Consider the following 17,390-nt stretch of genomic DNA (forward strand, 5'->3'; position numbering starts at 1 on the left):
TCCGTGGAGACGTCGGCGGGACAGCGCTCGAAGCACTGCGGAGGCACCCATGCCTGACCGTTCCTTCCTCAATTGGCCCTTCTTCGAAACCCGTCACCGCGACCTCGCCGAAAACCTCGACGCCTGGTGCGCTAAAAACCTTCCCGTCGACCACCACGACGTCGATGCCGCCTGCCGCGAACTCGTGGCGAAGCTTGGCCGCGACGGCTGGCTGAAGCCGACGGCGCTCGATCCCGACAATCCCGCGCCGCTCGATGTGCGCAATTTGTGCATCACCCGCGAGACGCTGGCGCGCCACGACGGGCTGGCCGACTTCGCCTTCGCCATGCAGGGGCTGGGCACCGGCGCACTCACTTTGTTCGGCACACCCGAGCAGCAGCACTGGCTCGCCAAGACGCGGGCCGGCAAAGCGATCTCGGCCTTCGCGCTGTCCGAGCCACGCTCGGGCTCAGACGTCGCCAATATGGAGATGACGGCGATGCGCGACGGCGACGACTATATCCTTTCGGGCGAGAAGACCTGGATTTCCAATGGCGGCATCGCCGACCTCTACATAGTCTTTGCCCGCACCGGTGAAGCGCCCGGCGCCAAGGGGCTCTCCGCCTTCATCGTGCCGGCCGATGTGAAAGGTTTTGGCATCGCCGAACGGCTTGAGGTGATCGCGCCTCACCCGCTGGCGCGGCTTTCCTTCGACAAGGCGCGCGTTCCGGCCGCAGCCTTGATCGGCAAGCCGGGCGATGGCTTCCGCATCGCCATGTCGGTGCTCGACGTGTTCCGCTCGACCGTTGGTGCCGCGGCACTCGGCTTCGCGCGCCGCGCGCTCGATGAAAGCATCGGCAGAGTGGCCGAGCGCAAACTGTTCGGCGCGCCGATGGCGGACCTGCAGATGGTGCAGGGTCACATCGCCGACATGGCGCTCGATGTCGACGCCGCCGCCCTGCTCGTCTATCGCGCCGCCTGGACCAAGGACATGGGCGCCGCGCGCGTCACCCGCGAGGCAGCGATGGCGAAGCTGTTCGCCACCGACAAGGCGCAGGAGGTGATCGACAAGGCGGTGCAGTTGCATGGCGGCGACGGCGTACGCAAGGGACATATCGTCGAAAGCCTTTACCGCGAGATTCGCGCGCTGCGCATCTATGAGGGCGCGTCCGACGTGCAGAAGGTGGTGATCGCCCGGCAAGTGATGGGGGCGGCTTGAGCCGCACGGTCCCATGAGTTTTTCGAACGACATCATTGCAGGCGATATCTGATTTTGGGGAGGCTAGACATGCACACCATTCTGCAGCCGGAGGGCTGGGCCAAACCGGTCGGCTATGCCAATGGCGTCGCCGCGCGCGGGCGCCTGGTGTTCGTCGGCGGTCAGGTCGGCTGGAATGCCGAATGCCAGTTCGAAACCGACGACTTCGCCGGCCAGGTGCGCCAGACGCTCGCCAACATCGTCGCCGTGCTGGCCGAGGCTGGCGGCGAGCCGCGGCACATCACCTCGATGACCTGGTACTTCACCGACAAGGCCGAATATCTCGGCAACCTCAAAGGCATCGGTGAAGCCTATCGCGACGTGATCGGCCGGCATTTCCCGGCAATGGCGGCGATGCAGGTCGTGGCGCTGGTCGAGGACCGCGCCAAGATCGAGATTCAGGCGACGGCTGTTATTCCCGACTGACTATTCGCGAAGCCCTGCCTGCCTGAGCAGCGGCAGGACATGGTCGCAGAAATAGGGCAGTTCCTGCGTATAATTGACGAAGGACAGCGCGATGCCCTGATAGCCATGCCCGGCAATCGCGGCCATGTCGGCGGCAATCGTTTCGGGCGTGCCGATTAACGGGTAAGTGCCGGCGCCGCCGGCGAAGCGTTGCCGGTAGCGGTCATAGGCATGCGGGTCGTGCGACTGCGAGAATTCCTTCTTGCCGGCCATATGCGCGTCGACCGCTTCGTGGTCGGCCATGTCGGCGGCATAGCGCGCGTAATAGGCCTGCGCCTCTTCCATGGTCGGGCGGCAGACGACATGCGCGACGGTGTAGACGCCGACATCGCGGCCGAGCTTTGCGGCGCGCTCGCCGATGTCGGCGACATGCTTGCCGGCATCGCTCATTTCCGAAAAGGTCGTGAACAGGTAATCGCATCGAGCGGCGGCGAAATCCCTGCCCGGGCCGCCAAAGGCGGCGTTCATCGTTACCGGGCGCGGAACCTGCAGGCTGGCGGGGCGGCTCACCGCCTCCTTCAAGCGATAATAGATGCCTTCATAGTCGAGCGGCTCGCTCGATGCGTAAAGCCGCTCCAGGATTTCGATCCATTCGGCCGCCTGGTCGTAGCCCTTCTCGACCAGCGGCGTGCCGAACATGCCGAATTCCTTCGGGTTCCAGCCGCAGACGATGTTCAGCCCGGCGCGGCCCTGGCTGATATGATCGACCGTCGCCAGCGCCTTGGCGGCGTAGAGCGGATGCACGAGCGGCACATGCACCGTCATGAACAGGCCGATCTGTTCGGTGGCCATGCTGAGCGCCGCCGCCCATGTGAAGGTCTCGAACGACCATTCGCGCACCTTGTTGCGGCCGCCGAAGCCGCGCCAGCGCGCGATCGGCAGCATGAATTCGAAACCGGCGCGGTCGGCGATCTGCGCCGCCGTCAGATTGTCCTGCCAGCTCGCCATCCAGCGCTCGGGCACATCGGTGATGGCAAGCCCGCCATCGGCGTTGGTCGAAAAGACGCCGAGCTTCAGTCTGTTCGGGCCGTGCAGGGGATGCGCTTTGATCATCTTGGAAACTCGCGGCGGGAGACCACACGCTAGGCCCGCGCAAAAATATTTCAAGCCTGAAATAGCTTCGCGTCGTTGCCGATTGCGGATATGAATTTGTGCCAGATGAAAAGAGGATCGACATGAGCGAGTTCCGCCAGAAATGCATCGCCAAGACCGGCCTCATCGGCTCCTTTGCCGCCATCCCCCATCCCGTCGCGGTCGAGGTGATGGCGTCGTCCGGCCTCGATTTCCTCTGCATCGACTGGGAGCACGCCCAGATCTCGCGCGACATGATCGAGACCATGATACGCGCGGCCGACGTGCATAGCGTGCCGGCCATGGTGCGTGTTCCCGGTCATGCGCCCGAAGCGATCCAGGCAGCACTGGACAGCGGCGCGCAGGGCGTGCTGATCCCGCGCGTTTCGACCGCAGCGCAAGCTGCTCTTGCCGTGAAGGCCTCGCGCTATCCGCCGCTGGGCGAACGCGGCGTCGGCCCGGGACGGGCCGCCGGCTACGGCTATCGCATTCCCGAATATCTGACCTCCGCCAACGACCGGATCGTTGTCGCGGTCCAGGTCGAGACGGCGGAAGGGCTGGCCAACATCGACGCGATCGCGGCCGTCGACGGCGTCGATGTGATCTTCGTCGGCCCCGGCGATCTTTCGGTGTCGATCGACGCAATCGGGCCGAAAGGCGCCGACAAGCTCAACGAGGCGATCCGGGCCATCATCGCCGCCACGATGGCGCATGGCAGGACGGCCGGCATATTTTGCGCCAGCCCGCAGGCCATCAGCCGCTGGGCAATGATGGGCGCGAGTTTCTTCGTCCTGGCCAGCGACACGATGTTTCTTGGCGCCGGGGCCGCCGCCAATTGTACCGCCGCGCGCGACGAACTGGCATAGGCGGGCGTGGCTGGAAAAGCGTATCGGCGGAGCAACAGGCCGGCCAAACTTTTTAAGCTTAAAACTTTTTCCTTGAAAAGCGCGGCACTTTGGATAGCATCCAAAGTCGGTGGTGGCTGCCGCGCCGGAGGGGTCTTTTCGGGCAGCCCATCGTGGCGCTCCGGGTGGGAGGGGTTCAGTCCTTGTCGTTCATACTGCCCCAGTCATCGTCCAGCGCGCGCTATGCTTTCGATGGCGTGCGCGCCCAGATCCGCGATCTGCATACGGAAAACATCGCCAACCTCGCGGTGCGCGCGCGCGAACTCGGCGACGTCATCGCGCTCTGGTACGGCGAAGGCGACATGGTGACGCCCGCCTTCATCCGCGACGCGGCAAAGGCCGCCTTCGATGAAGGCCAGACCTTCTACGTTCCCAACATGCGTGGGCTCGGGCCCCTGAACGAAGCGCTGTCGGACTACCAGACGCGCATCCACGGCCGCTCCATTCCCATCGCGCGAACCACGGTCACGCCGGGCGGCATGCAGGCACTGTATTTGGCGCTGGAGCTGCTGGTCGATACCGGCACCAATGTCGTCTATGTCGCGCCGCAATGGCCGAACATCCACAACGCCATCCATCTGATCGGCGGCGAGCCGCGCCCGTTTTCGCTCGACTTCAAGGGCGACTGGCAGCTTGACCTCGATCGGCTCTTCGCTACCTGCGACGCACGCACCCGCGCCATCTTCCTGTCGACGCCGTCCAACCCGACCGGCTGGACCGCGTCGCGCGTGGAGATGCAGGCGCTGCTCGACTTCAGCCGGCGCACCGGCATCTGGATCATCTCCGACGAAGTCTATGGCCGGCTCTATTTCGACGACGATGTCGCCCCCTCCATCCTGCAGATCGCCGAGGACGGCGACCGGGTGCTGTCGGTCAACAGTTTTTCCAAAGCCTGGGCGATGACCGGCTGGCGCATCGGCTGGCTGACGCATCCGTCAGGCGTCGCCGACCAGCTCGGCGCCATGACCCAATATGTCAACAGCGGCACCGCGGCTCCGATCCAGGCCGGCGCGGTCGCCGCGATCCAGCAGGGCGAGCCGCTGGTTGAAGAAATCAGGCAACGGATCAGGACCGGCCTCGACCTTGCCTATGACAGGCTGGCGGAGATCCCGGGCGTCATCCTGCCGACCAAGCCGCGCGGCGGCATGTACGCCTTCTTTGCCCTGGAAGGCGAGGACGATGCCAGGAAGGCCTGCGCCCGGATCCTGGAAACCGCCCGGGTCGGACTTGCACCAGGCCACCTGTTTGGACATTCGGCGGCAGCGTTCCTGCGCATGTGCGTATGCCGCGACAGCGGCCAGATAGAAACGGCGCTCGAGCGCATGAGCGCCGCCATGAATTGACGCCTTGCCGGAAGCGGGGCGGCAAAAACCGTGGCGGGCCAACCCGCCCGTTCAACAACAGAGGGAACAAAAATGAGCTTTACGCGTCGCAACCTGCTTATCATGGCCGCAGCCGTCGGCATCGCCGCCGGTCCTGCCACCGCTTATTCCGCCGATGTGCTCAATGTCGGCGCCTACCCAACCAATCCGCCCTTCGAATACAAGAACGAGAGCGGCACCTTCGAGGGCTTCGAGGTCGATATCATCAACGAAGCGGCCAAGCGCATCGGCATGACCACCGACATCGCCGACCTCGGCTTCCAGGCGCTGTTTGCGGCTGTCAGCTCGAACCGCATCGATGTCGCCATCTCCTCGATCACCATCACACCGGAGCGGCTGAAAACGCTGTCGTTCACCCAGCCCTATTATGATTCCGACATGGGCATCGCGACGAAGACCGACAGTGCTGTTAACGCCGAGGCCGACCTCAAGGGCAAGATTGTCGGCGTGCTGTCAGGCTCGACCGGCGAGACCTGGGTCAAGGCGCATCAAGAGGCTGACGGCTACAGCGACGTGAAAGGTTACGACACGCAGCAGAACCTTTTGCTCGACCTCAGCGCCGGCCGCGTCGACGCCGCCGTCAGCGACATCCCCGGCATGCAGTACTCCTTCACCAAGATGAAGGATCTGGTCGTCAAGCAGCGCATCAAGACCGGCGAACAGTACGGGCTGATGATGAGCAAGGACCATCCGCTGCTCGGCAAGCTGAACGACGCGCTGACGGCGATGAAGAAGGACGGCACGCTGGCCGCGATCCACAAGAAGTGGTTCGGCTCCGATGCTCCGGCCGACTCCTCGACGGTCAAGGAAATGCCGCTGCCGAAGGCTTGAGCGGACTGACAAGAAGCGAGCCGTGCCGGCTTTCGAGGCCTGCACGGCTCGTTTCCTTTCTCCCGGAACCGCAGGGCAGACCTGAGTGATGTTTCGGGCCTTGCTTAGGCGTCTATCTCTTTGATTTGATGCAATTCCGGCCAGAAAACCGTTCTACAGTTCCTGGAATTGCTCTGGACGCAAACTGTTCGGGAACGCTCCTATGTCGCTGATCGACACCTTCTTCAATCCCGATGTCATCATGTCCAGCCTGCCCGCGCTGTTGCGCGGCTTCCTGAACACGCTGCTGCTCGGCGTGATGAGCATCGTCATCGGCGTCATCGCGGGGCTGGCGATCAGCCTGGTGCGGCTCTATGGGCCCAAGCCATTGCGTTGGCTGGCCATCGGCTACACCGACATCTTCCGCGCCCTTCCCGTGCTGGTGGTGCTGATCCTGATCTATTACGCGCTGCCCTTCCTCGGCATACGGCTTTCGTCCTGGGCTTCCGCCGTGACGGCATTCGCCATCATCATGTCGGCCTATTCGGCGGAGGTTTTCCGCTCCGGCATAGAGAGCATTCCGCGCGGCCAGTTCGAGGCGGCGCAGGCGCTTGGGCTGCCGTTCATGCTCACTTTGCGCAAGGTCGTGCTGCCGCAAGCGATCCGTGTGGTCATCCCGCCGATGACCAGCAACTGCGTGTCGATGTTCAAGGACACATCGCTTGCCTCGACGGTGGCACTGCCGGAACTTTTGAAAGAGGCGACCAACGCGCAGTCGCTCTACGCCAACCCCTCGCCGCTGATCGGCGCCGCTCTCGTCTATCTCATCTTCCTCTGGCCGATGGTCCGCCTGGTCAGCCTGCTCGAGCGCCGCTTCCAGACCGAGAAGACGCGCTGAGCTCACCAACCGATCCCCAACTCCCCGTAGGAGCGTACCCCCGTGAACAAGCATCAAACCGACAACGCCGCCGCGTTCCCCGTCGAAAAAATCCGCGCCATGTTCCCGGCGCTGCAGCGTGCCGGCGATTTCATCTTCCTGGACAATGCCGCCGGCGCGCAGATCCCGCAGAGCGTGCTCGACGCGGTCACCAACCATCTGGTCAGCCACAATGTGCAGCGCGGCGGCCGCTATGGCCGCAGCGTCACCGTCGACCAGTCGGTCGCCGAAGCGCGCGAAAGTGTAGCGTTGCTGATCAACGCCTACAGCCCGTCGGAAATCTGCTTCGGCATGAACGCCACCTCGTTCATCCGCCTGGTCAGCCTCGGCATCGGCCAGATGCTTTCGGAACGCGACGAAATCGTCATCACCGACATGGACCACGATGCCAACATCGCCACCTGGCTGGCGCTGGAATCCGCCGGCGCCAAGTTCAAATGGTGGCGCATGCGCGAGGACGGCAATCTGCATGTCGACGACCTCAAGCCGCTCGTCTCCGAGCGCACCCGGCTCGTCGCCTGCACGGTGACGGCGCATTCGATCGGCTCGATCGTCGATGTCGCCTCGGTGGCGAAGATCGCCCATGCCGCCGGCGCAGAAGTGTTCCTCGACTGCGTGCATTACGGACCGCACGGGCTGATCGACGTACAGGCCTGGGATTGCGACTACCTGGTCTGCTCCGGCTACAAGAATTTCTCGCCGCATATGGGCTTCCTGTGGGGCCGCTTCGAAACGCTGAAGCGGCTGCCGACCTTCCGCGAGGATTTCATTCCCGACGAACCGCCCTACAAGGTCGAGGCCGGCACGTTCATCTACGAGAATGTCTCGGGCATGGACGCGGCGGTGCGCTACCTGGAATCGATCGGCCGCAATTTCTTAGCCCAAAACAACCGTTCGCGCCGCGACAACATCGTCGCCGGCATGAACGCCATCCGCGATTACGAGCTGATGCTGGCGCGCGAAATGCTGGCAGTGCTCAAGAGCTGTGGTGCGACAATCTACGGCGTCGGCGACGAAGCGCGCATCAACGAGCGCGTGCCGACCTTCTGCTTCAACATCGGCACCCTCTCGCCGCAAAGGGTCGTCGAGGAAATGGCCGCCATGCAGATCGGCATCCGCGACGGCCACATGTATGCGCCGCGGCTGATGAAGCGCCTCAATCTGTCGATGGACAGCGGCGCCATCCGCGCCTCGCTGGTGCATTACAACACGATGGCGGAAGTGCACCGCTTCGGCGAAGCGTTGCGCACGATCATCGCCAAGCTGTCGTAATCTGCTTCAGCGGTCGAGCGGCGCGACTGTCAGATCAATCAGCCGGCTAAGGCCTTTGCTATCCAGGCCATCGAAGGACAGGGCCATCGTCTCCATCTCGTTGGCCCGGTCCTTGCCCATCAGCCCGTCGGTGAAAGTCGCATATTTCTGGTGAAACTCGTCGTCGCTCATCGGGTTGTCGCGATCACCTTTCGGCGTGCGCGGCTCCGACATGATTTCGCGTCCGTCCTTGAGGTAGAGCGTCACGTCGGCCCAGCGCTTGCCGACGCTGATGCGGGTGTAGTGTTCGGTCTCGACCAGTTCGGTGGCATTGGAAATACGGCGGATCTCCTCGTCCTGCAGAACCTGCGGCAGCAACTCCTGCGGTCCGATCTTGCCCCGCACGATCATCGTCGCGACCGGGAAGGCGATCGAATAGGTCATCTCGTCCAGCGTCTTCGGATTGTGGCCGGCAAGCCGCACCGCATAGTGAAAGGTCTGGATGCGCACGCGCGCGATATCCTTGCTGGAAAGCTTGTTGTCGCGCATCAGGTCGCGTGCGGCATCGATCGATGGATGGGCCCAGCGGCACACGGGATAGGGTTTGTATGACGTGTCTTCGACGACACGCCAGGCCTGTCCGAGATCGCTCCACCAGGGTGCGGCGGCTTCTCCTTCGGCCGTGATCGCCGGTGCCCCGGTGAAGCCGAGTTGCGCCATATAGGCGGCCATGACGCCGGAGGGCGCGCCCCAGCCGACGCCGTCGCGCAGCATGGTCGGGAAATCGATGCAGCGCATCATCTGGCTGCGCGGACCGTGGTATTCGGCAATGCCGGCGGCATGACGCGTCTGCTCCTGACCGAGCCCGAGCAGCCGGGAAACACCGGCCGCCACGCCAACCGCGGTCCACGCCCCGGAAGTGTGATAGTCGGGCACGGTGCCGTGCAGGGTCAGCCCGGCGCGATAGGAAACCTCATAAGCGATGGCCAGTGCGACCATCAGTTCTTCGCCGGAGATGGCGGTACCCGAGGCCCGAAGCGAATCCGCAACGGCGAGCAGAGCTGGAAACACCGCTGAGCCTGCGTGGCCTTTGCAAGGGCTGGTCGTGTCGTGCCCGTCGATGGAATCGACCGTGAAGGCGCCGGCAAAGGCCGCACCAGCAGGGCTGACCGGGCGCCCGTCGAATATCATCCGAGCCGATATTTCGGGCGAGGAGCGCCATAGCCGATCGGCGATCGTCCTGGTGATCGACGAGATCTCCGTTGTCGAGCCCACCGCCGCGACGCCAAGCGTATCGGCAAAACTGCGCCTGAGGATGGCGCGCATCTCTTCGGGAATGGCATCGTATGTCAGGCTGCCGGCAAACTCGGAAAAGCTGGTCACGTCAAACCCTCCACGCATTCAATTCGACAGGCGCTGCCCGATGGTGCGCCGGCTGTTCAAGGCCGACGGCCAAGGTGATCGGCGCCGAAGTAGATCACCGGGCCGCCCCGGTGACTATCGAAGTCTGCTTGGTAAGTCCCAAGACGGCGAACCACCGTCCGACACTACCCGCAAGCGATCGCCTTGGGTAAGTCGCCTTTGAAAGCTCGGTCTTTTAGGGTAGTTGGGTTTTCACGCTAGAGTTTTTACGCAATTCCGGGCGGAAAACCGCCCCCACTTTTCCTGGAATTGCTCTAGGCCGCCTTCTTCTTCGCCAGCCGCGCCTTGATCGAGGCCACGTCGGCGCGCGGCGTCGCGGCGAACAGCGTCTTGGTGTAGGCGTGCTTGGGGTCGGAAAAGACCGCCTCGCGCGAGCCGTATTCGACCGCTTCGCCGAAATACATCACCATCACCTCGTCGGCGATATAGCGCACCACCGACAGATCGTGGCTGATGAAGACGTAGGTGAGGTGGAACTCGTCCTGGAGGTCGGCGAGCAGATTGAGCACCTGCGCCTGCACCGACAGGTCGAGCGCCGAGACCGGCTCGTCAAGCACCAGCAGGCTGGGGTTCAGCATCAGCGCGCGGGCAATGGCGATGCGCTGGCGCTGGCCGCCGGAGAACATGTGCGGATAGCGGTTATAATGTTCAGGTCCGAGGCCGACCTTCTTCAGCATCTTCATCGCCAGGTCGCGCCGTTCCTCGGCCGACTTGTCGGTGTTGATCAAGAGCGGCTCGCCGAGAACGTCGCCGATCTTCTGGCGCGGGTTCAGTGACCCGTAAGGGTTCTGGAAGACAATCTGCACCTTGCGGCGCATCTCCTTGGAGAGCCCGTTCTTGGCGATGTCGACCTTGTTGCCGTCGATGAACAGCTCGCCTGATGTCGCCGGGTCGATCAGCGTGATGATGCGGGCGAGCGTGGACTTGCCGCAGCCAGATTCGCCGACGATGGCCAGCGTCTTGCCCTTCTCGACACTGAAGGAAACGCCCTTCACCGCATGCACGGTGCGCGCGCCGCGAAACAGCCCACCACCGACATGGTAGTCGCGCTTGATGTCCTTGCCTTCGACAACAATGGTCATGCACTAGCCCCCGACGGCGCCGGCTCGAACAGCATGTCGGACACGGTCGGCAGCCTGTCGCCGACGGCATTTTCCGGCAGCGCCGCGAGCAGCGCGCGCGTGTAGTTGCTCTTCGGCTGCTCGAACAGCGACAGCACGTCGGCCTCTTCCATCTTGCGGCCCTTGTACTGGACGATGACGCGGTCGGCGGTCTCGGCCACCACGCCCATATTGTGGGTGATCATGATCAGGCCCATGCCGTATTTGGCCTGCAGCGAGACCAGCAGATCGAGGATCTGCTTCTGGATGGTGACGTCCAATGCGGTCGTCGGCTCGTCGGCGATCAGGAGCTTCGGATTGCAAGCGATGGCGATGGCGATCATGACGCGCTGGCACTGGCCGCCCGACATCTGATGCGGGAAGGAGTTCAACCGCTCTGCCGGTTCGGGGATGCCGACCTGCTTCAACAACTCGGTGGCGCGCGCCCGGCGCTGGGCCTTGTCCATGCCCATGTGGAAGCGCAGCACCTCCTCGATCTGGAAGCCGACCGTGAAGCAGGGATTGAGGCTGGCCATCGGCTCCTGGAAGATCATCGACATGTCCTTGCCGACGATCTTGCGCCGCTCGGCAGGGCCTAGCTTCAGGAGATCGCGGCCGCCGAAGCTCATTTTGTCGGCGGTGACCTTGGCCGTCCACGGCAACAGGCCCATCACGGCCAGCATCGACACCGACTTGCCGGAGCCGGATTCGCCGACGATGGCCAGCACTTCGCGTTCGTCGACGTGCAGCGAGACGCCGTCGACGGCGCGGAACGGGCCGGACGCGGTCTGGAATTCGACGACGAGGTTCTGGATGTCGAGCAACGCCATCATGACCTCCTGAGCTTGGGATCGAGCGCATCGCGCAGGCCGTCGCCGACCAGGTTGATGGCGAGCACGGTGATCAGGATGGCAAGGCCGGGGAAGGTCACCACCCACCAGGCGCGCAGGATGAATTCGCGCGCCGAGGCAAGCATGGTTCCCCATTCGGGCGTCGGCGGTTGGGCGCCGAGGCCGAGGAAGCCGAGCGCCGCCGCTTCGAGAATGGCGTTCGAGAACGACAAGGTCGCCTGGACGATCAGCGGCGCTAGGCAATTGGGCAGGATGGTGCGAAGCATCAGCCTGGTATGGCCAGCCCCTGCAACCTTCGCCGCCACGACATATTCACGGCTTTTCTCGGCCATGACGGCCGCGCGCACCAGCCGGGCGAAATGCGGCTGCAGGACGAGCGCGATGGCCAGCATCGCATTGAACAGGCCAGGGCCGAGGATGGTGACCATCACCAGCGCCAGCAACAGCGACGGGAAAGCCAGGATGAGGTCCATGACGCGCATGATCGCCACGTCGACCCAGCCGCGGAAATACCCGGCCAGCAGGCCGAGCGTGATGCCGCCGGTGAGCGCCAGCGTGACGACGACCGCGCCGATCAGCAGCGAGAAGCGCGCGCCGTAGAGCAGGCGCGAGAGGATGTCGCGGCCGACCGGATCGGTGCCGAGCAGATATTGCGTCGAGCCGCCGTCCTGCCATGCCGGAGGGCGCAGGAATGCGGTCTTATCCTGGACGTCGGGTGCATAGGGAGCCAGCAGCGGCGCAAACAGCGCCGCAAGCACCAGCAGGACGAAGACGAACAGGCCGATAACGGCGCCGCGGTTTACCGAGAAATAGTACCAGAAGGTCTTGAGACCGGTGAGACGATCCGGGCTGCCGGCGGCCATCGAGGTGACTTCGGTCGATTGGCTCATCACGCCGCCCTTATGCGTGGATTGATGACGGCGTAGAGCACGTCGACGATCAGGTTCACGGCCATGACGATAAGCGCAATCAAGAGCAGGCCAGACTGCACGACGACATAGTCGCGCTTGGATATGGATTCGACCATCCACCTGCCGATGCCAGGCCAGGAGAAGATCGTTTCGGTAAGGATGGCCCCGGCGAGCAGGGTGCTGACCTGCAGGCCGATGGTGGTGACCACCGGGATGAGCGCATTGCGCAGAGCATGGACGCCGATGACCCGAGCCGAAGAAAGCCCTTTGGCTCGGGCAGTCCGCACGTAGTCCTCGCCCAGCACCTCGAGCATGGCGGAGCGCGTCTGGCGCGCTATCACAGCCAGCGGAATGGTGCCGAGCACAATTGTCGGCAACACCAGATGGCGCAATACCGAGCGAAATGCAGCCCATTTGCCGTAGAGCAAGGTGTCGATGGTCATGAAGCCGGTGATCGGCTTGAAGAAGTACTGCAGGTCGATGCGGCCGTTGACCGGTGTCCAGCCGAGATAGCCGGAGAAAAAGATGATCAGCAGCAGGCCCCACCAGAAGATCGGCATGGAGTAGCCGACGAGCGCCGTGCCCATCAGCGACTGGTCGAACCACGAGCCACGCTTGATCGCCGCGAAGATGCCGGCCGGAATGCCGAGCAGCATGGCGAAAATCATGGCGAAGAACGACAGTTCCAGCGTCGCCGGGAAGAGCGTCTTGAACTCTTCGAGCACCGGGCGCTTGGACGAAATCGAGACGCCGAAATCGCCGGTCACGACCTCACCGACATAACGTGTGTATTGCTGCCAGATCGGCAGATTGTAGCCGAACTGCTCCTTGAGCTCTTCGTAACGCGCCGGCGCCACGCCGTGTTCGCCGGCCATGGCAAGGATAGGATCGCCGGGCAGCAACCTGACGAACGCGAAGGCGCAGATCGTGATGCCGACAAGCGTCGGGATCAAAAGTGCAATTCGGTGGAGGATGTATTTTAGCATGATGTAGGGGGGCGGCGCTTCATTGCGCCGCCCCGCTCTATAGCCTTATTCAGCCTTGTCAACGCCGTCGAAGCGGTGAATGCCGAGCGGATCCATCTTGAAACCGCTGACATTGTTGCGCACGACTGCATAGACCTGGCTATGGACCAGCAGGAAGGCGGGCGCCTCCTTGGCGAAGATCACTTGCGCCTGCTCATAGAGCTTGGAACGCTCGGCCTGGTCGCTGGTCTTCTTGGCCTTCTGGATCAGATCCTCGAAGTCCTTGTCGCACCAGCTCGAGTAGTTCGACACGCCGATTGCCGAGCAGGCGAAGAGCGTGGCGAAGAAGTTGTCCGGATCGCCATTGTCGCCGGTCCAGCCGATCTGGAAGGCGCCGGGACGGTCCTTCTTCTTGCCTTCCGAGCGATACTTGGTCCACTCGTAGTTGACGATCTCGGCCTTGACGCCGACCTTGGCCCAGTCGGCCTGGATCAGTTCGGCGGCGCGCTGGAAGTTCGGGTTGTACGGGCGAACGCGGTCGGAAGCCCAGAGCTGGATGTCCTTCAGCCCGGCAGCAGCCAGAACCTTCTTGGCCGCATCCGGATCGTAGGAGTCCGTTTTCACGTCCTTGTTCCACGACCACATGGTCGGCGGGATCAGGTTTTGCGCCGGCGTTGCGCCCGCATCCTGGAACAGCGACTTGATCAGCGCTTCCCGGTCGATCGCCTGGTTGAGCGCATGGCGCACCTCAGGCTTGTCGAGCGGCGGGATGGTGGTGTTGTAGCTCATATAGCCGATGTTCAGGCCGGCCTGATCCATCAGGGTCACGTCCTTGTTGGCCTTGATGGTGGCGATGTCGGCCGGGTTCGGATAGGGCGCGATGTCGCATTCGCCGGCCAGCACCTTCTGGATGCGGGCGGTGGCGTCAGGCGTGATGGCGAAGACGAGATCGTCGATCTTTTCCTTGCCCTTGAAGTAATCGGGATTGGCCGCGTAGCGGATGACCGAATCCAGCTGGTAGTCGACGAACTGGAACGGGCCGGTGCCGATCGGCTTGGTCGAGAAGTCGGCCATCTTGCCGCCCTTCTGGAGCTGGTCGGCATATTCCTTCGACACGATCGAGGCAAAGTCCATGCCGAGGTTGGCCAGCATCGGCGAGTTCGGCTCGGTCAGCGTCAGCTTGACGGTCAGGTCGTCGACCTTCTCCCACTTGGCGACATATTTCGGCATGTCCATGCCGGTGTAATAGTCCCAGGTCAGGTTCGGCAGATATTTGTCGCCGTTCCACGGATTCTGTTTGTTGAACTGACGGTCGAACGAGAAGACGACGTCGTCGGCATTGAGGTCGCGCGTCGGCTTGAAATAATCGGTGGTCTGGAACTTCACGCCCGGATGCAGATGGAAAGTATAGACCAGGCCATCGTCGGAGATTTCCCACTTGTCGGCGAGGCCAGGCTCGACCTCGGTGCCGCCATGCTTGAACTCGACCAGACGCGAGTAGACCGTACGCGAAGACGCATCGAAGTCGTTGCCGCCGGTGGTCGTACCGGGATCGAAATTCGCCGGCGACGCTTCCGAGCAATAGACAAGCGTCTTTGCGCTGGCCATGCCGCTGAGGACGCTTGCAGCCAGCAACGCGGCTGCAAAAGTCAGTTTCTTTTTCATTGAGCACTCCCTGATGTTCTTCCAAGCCCCTCTATCAGGCTCGCGAAGCGCGCATATAAGCACCGTTTTTTTCGCTTTGGAACACCTCGTTTGCGTACCCCATGGGAAGCAGGAAAAGAATCCGCATTTTCCTCAAACAGCAGAAAAAAAGAGCAGATTTTTCCACTCACGACATTGTTAACGACTGCATTTTTTTATTGATCAGCCGCATCTTGAAAAGCGTGCGCCAGACGGCACTAGCCGGAGTCTGCCTCTGCCTGCGCACGACGCCTGAGGCGGCCGAACAGCGAGATTTCGACGGCAAATCTTTCCCCGCACTGCCGCAGGGGCAAGGCTTGCACCGCCGCCGATAGAGGCAATACATAGATGCAGGGCTGGATTTCCTCGGGGAATCCGCGACCGGCGTGGAGGACGCTTCTTGGAAGCGAGCGCCCAAATCGAAGGCGACAGGGAGAGACAGGTGGCAAAAGCAGCAAAGACGACAGCCCCGGCGAAAGCAAAGGCCAAGCCTGCCGCCGGGAGCGATGCGCCGAAGCCTGCCAAGGCCGCCGCCGCGCCTAAGGCGAAAACCGCTCCAAAGCCCGCCGCCAAGTCGGCCCCGGTAAAACCGGCAGCGGCAAAAGCACCTGCCAAGTCAACCACTGCCAAGGCCACGCCCGCGACAGCAACTGCCAAACCGGCCGCCAAGCACCTGCCTAAGGCAATCACCGAGCTCACCGCCGGGCTGCCGGAAAAGCCGTGGCTGAAAAGCTATCCGAAGAACATGCCGGCCGAGATTGGCGCCCTGCCCTACAATTCGATCGGCGACTTCCTTGTCGGCGCCTGCAAGCAGTTCGCCGGCCGGCCTGCCTTCGTGTGCATGGGCAAGTCGATCACCTATGCCGAGCTCGAGCGGCTGTCGGCGGCCTTCGGCGCTTACCTGCAGTCGAAGGGGCTGGAGAAGGGCGCGCGCGTGGCGCTGATGATGCCCAACGTGCTGCAATATCCGGTGGCGATGATGGCGGTGCTGCGCGCCGGCTACACCGTGGTCAACATCAACCCGCTCTACACGCCGCGCGAGCTCGAACACCAGCTCAAGGATTGCGGCGCGCAGGCGATCGTCATCCTGGAAAACTTCGCCGGCACGCTGCAGGCGGTGATCGCCAGGACGCAGGTCAAGCATGTCGTGGTCGCGGCCATGGGCGACATGCTGGGTGGGCTGAAAGGCACGATCGTCAACCTTGTCGTGCGCCGGGTGAAGAAGATGGTGCCGGCCTGGTCGCTGCCCGGCCATGTCAAGTTCAACGCGGCACTGAAGGCGGGTGCTGCGATCGCCTTCAAGCCGGCGGCGGTCTCTGGCGACGACATCGCCTTCCTGCAATATACCGGCGGCACGACCGGCATCTCCAAGGGTGCTACGCTGCTGCATCGCAATGTGCTGTCGAACGTCGCGCAGAATTCGCTTTGGGTGGAAGACGCCTACACGATCAAGCCGAAGCCGGCGCATCTCAATTTCATCTGCGCGCTGCCGCTCTATCATATCTTCGCGCTGACGGTGAACGCGCTGATGGGCATGCAGCAGGGCGCGCAGAATGTGCTCATCCCGAACCCGCGCGACATTCCGGGCTTCGTCAAGGAGCTTTCGAAATATCCGAGCCACATCTTCCCCGGCCTCAACACGCTGTTCAACGCGCTGCTCAACAATGAGGAGTTCCGCAAGCTCGACTTCAAGCCGCTGATCCTGACGCTGGGCGGCGGCATGGCGGTGCAGAAGGGCGTGGCCGAACGCTGGAAGGCGCTGACCGGTTGCCCGATCTCAGAAGGCTACGGCCTGTCGGAAACCTCGCCGGTGGCGACCGCCAACAAGTTCAGCTCGTCCGATTTCACCGGCACGATCGGCCTGCCGCTGCCCTCGACCGAGATCGCCATCCGCGACGACGACGGCAACAACGTGCCGCTCGGCGAAGTCGGCGAGATCTGCATCCGCGGCCCGCAGGTGATGGCCGGCTATTGGAATAGGCCGGACGAAACCGCCAAGGTGATGACCGAGGACGGATACTTCAAATCCGGCGACATGGGCTTCATGGACGAGCGCGGCTACACCAAGATCGTCGACCGCAAGAAGGACATGATCCTGGTCTCGGGCTTCAACGTCTATCCGAACGAACTGGAAGAAGTGGTGGCGCATCATCCAGGCGTGCTCGAAGTGGCGGCGATCGGCGTGCCGGACGAGCATTCCGGCGAAGTGCCGAAATTGTTCGTGGTGAAGAAGGACCCGGCGCTTACCGTCGAGACATTGATGGCCTACTGCCGGGAGAACCTGACCGGCTACAAGCGGCCGAGATTCATCGAGTTCCGCACCGAACTGCCGAAGACGCCGGTCGGCAAGATTTTGCGCCGGGCGCTGCGGGACCAGGCTTGAGCGAACCTTCCGAGAGC

At 63.0% G+C, this 17,390-nt stretch carries 16 protein-coding genes; 9 read left to right on the forward strand and 7 right to left on the reverse strand.

What is annotated here, in order from left to right; genetic code table 11:
• Nucleotides 1-49 precede the first annotated feature (49 nt).
• Both ACVDG8_RS16125 and ACVDG8_RS16130 read left to right on the forward strand, forming a co-directional pair.
• Nucleotides 50-1,198 (forward strand): acyl-CoA dehydrogenase family protein, encoded by a 1,149-nt coding sequence (locus tag ACVDG8_RS16125; RefSeq protein WP_447255541.1) that lies wholly within the window; start codon nt 50-52, stop codon nt 1,196-1,198.
• A gap of 69 nt (nt 1,199-1,267) precedes the next feature.
• The gene (locus tag ACVDG8_RS16130; protein ID WP_447255542.1) at nt 1,268-1,663 is read left to right on the forward strand and encodes a RidA family protein; all 396 of its coding nucleotides are present in this window, start codon (nt 1,268-1,270) and stop codon (nt 1,661-1,663) included.
• On the opposite strand, the gene ACVDG8_RS16135 is transcribed toward ACVDG8_RS16130, so the two are convergent.
• Nucleotides 1,664-2,755, reverse strand: a complete 1,092-nt coding sequence (locus ACVDG8_RS16135; RefSeq protein ID WP_447255543.1) for an LLM class flavin-dependent oxidoreductase — start codon at nt 2,753-2,755, stop codon at nt 1,664-1,666.
• A 122-nt stretch (nt 2,756-2,877) separates the two neighbouring features.
• Here ACVDG8_RS16135 and ACVDG8_RS16140 point away from each other — a divergent pair, with 122 nt between their 5' ends.
• The 5 genes from ACVDG8_RS16140 (at nt 2,878) to ACVDG8_RS16160 (ending at nt 8,079) form a co-directional block, all read left to right on the forward strand.
• Nucleotides 2,878-3,639 (forward strand): HpcH/HpaI aldolase family protein, encoded by a 762-nt coding sequence (locus ACVDG8_RS16140; protein WP_447255544.1) that lies wholly within the window; start codon nt 2,878-2,880, stop codon nt 3,637-3,639.
• A 182-nt stretch (nt 3,640-3,821) separates the two neighbouring features.
• Entirely contained in the window at nt 3,822-5,021 is a 1,200-nt protein-coding gene (locus tag ACVDG8_RS16145; RefSeq protein ID WP_447255545.1) for a pyridoxal phosphate-dependent aminotransferase, read from the forward strand.
• A gap of 72 nt (nt 5,022-5,093) precedes the next feature.
• Nucleotides 5,094-5,891 carry an ABC transporter substrate-binding protein gene (locus ACVDG8_RS16150; RefSeq protein ID WP_447255546.1) on the forward strand — a complete coding sequence of 266 codons (798 nt, stop codon included), beginning with the start codon at nt 5,094-5,096 and terminating at the stop codon, nt 5,889-5,891.
• 202 nt (nt 5,892-6,093) lie between these two features.
• Nucleotides 6,094-6,768: an amino acid ABC transporter permease gene (locus ACVDG8_RS16155; protein WP_447255547.1), complete on the forward strand. Its 675-nt coding sequence runs from the start codon at nt 6,094-6,096 to the stop codon at nt 6,766-6,768.
• 42 nt (nt 6,769-6,810) lie between these two features.
• Nucleotides 6,811-8,079, forward strand: coding sequence for a cysteine desulfurase-like protein (locus ACVDG8_RS16160; RefSeq protein ID WP_447255548.1), 1,269 nt, complete (start codon nt 6,811-6,813; stop codon nt 8,077-8,079).
• Nucleotides 8,080-8,085: 6 nt separating this feature from the next.
• Here ACVDG8_RS16160 and ACVDG8_RS16165 read toward each other — a convergent pair whose 3' ends face one another.
• The 6 genes from ACVDG8_RS16165 to ACVDG8_RS16190 all read right to left on the reverse strand — a co-directional run bounded on the left by ACVDG8_RS16165 (nt 8,086) and on the right by ACVDG8_RS16190 (nt 14,972).
• Complete coding sequence (locus ACVDG8_RS16165) at nt 8,086-9,441, reverse strand: MmgE/PrpD family protein (protein ID WP_447255549.1); 1,356 nt, start codon at nt 9,439-9,441, stop codon at nt 8,086-8,088.
• Nucleotides 9,442-9,734: 293 nt separating this feature from the next.
• Nucleotides 9,735-10,562, reverse strand: a complete 828-nt coding sequence (locus ACVDG8_RS16170) for a dipeptide ABC transporter ATP-binding protein (RefSeq protein ID WP_447255550.1) — start codon at nt 10,560-10,562, stop codon at nt 9,735-9,737.
• Nucleotides 10,559-11,410 carry an ABC transporter ATP-binding protein gene (locus ACVDG8_RS16175; protein WP_447255551.1) on the reverse strand — a complete coding sequence of 284 codons (852 nt, stop codon included), beginning with the start codon at nt 11,408-11,410 and terminating at the stop codon, nt 10,559-10,561. Before ACVDG8_RS16175 ends, ACVDG8_RS16170 begins: the two co-directional genes overlap by 4 nt.
• Nucleotides 11,410-12,321 carry an ABC transporter permease subunit gene (locus ACVDG8_RS16180; RefSeq protein ID WP_447255552.1) on the reverse strand — a complete coding sequence of 304 codons (912 nt, stop codon included), beginning with the start codon at nt 12,319-12,321 and terminating at the stop codon, nt 11,410-11,412. The genes ACVDG8_RS16175 and ACVDG8_RS16180 overlap by 1 nt, the downstream gene beginning before the upstream one ends.
• Nucleotides 12,321-13,328: an ABC transporter permease subunit gene (locus ACVDG8_RS16185; RefSeq protein ID WP_447255553.1), complete on the reverse strand. Its 1,008-nt coding sequence runs from the start codon at nt 13,326-13,328 to the stop codon at nt 12,321-12,323. Before ACVDG8_RS16185 ends, ACVDG8_RS16180 begins: the two co-directional genes overlap by 1 nt.
• A 45-nt stretch (nt 13,329-13,373) precedes the next feature.
• Nucleotides 13,374-14,972: an ABC transporter substrate-binding protein gene (locus tag ACVDG8_RS16190; RefSeq protein WP_447255554.1), complete on the reverse strand. Its 1,599-nt coding sequence runs from the start codon at nt 14,970-14,972 to the stop codon at nt 13,374-13,376.
• 101 nt (nt 14,973-15,073) lie between these two features.
• Here ACVDG8_RS16190 and ACVDG8_RS16195 point away from each other — a divergent pair, with 101 nt between their 5' ends.
• Together ACVDG8_RS16195 and ACVDG8_RS16200 are read left to right on the forward strand one after the other, a co-directional pair.
• Nucleotides 15,074-15,325, forward strand: a complete 252-nt coding sequence (locus ACVDG8_RS16195; RefSeq protein WP_447255555.1) for a hypothetical protein — start codon at nt 15,074-15,076, stop codon at nt 15,323-15,325.
• A 107-nt stretch (nt 15,326-15,432) separates the two neighbouring features.
• Nucleotides 15,433-17,373, forward strand: a complete 1,941-nt coding sequence (locus ACVDG8_RS16200) for a long-chain-fatty-acid--CoA ligase (protein WP_447255556.1) — start codon at nt 15,433-15,435, stop codon at nt 17,371-17,373.
• The last annotated feature ends 17 nt before the right edge of the window (nt 17,374-17,390 follow it).

The organism is Mesorhizobium sp. ORM8.1, assembly GCF_053005525.2.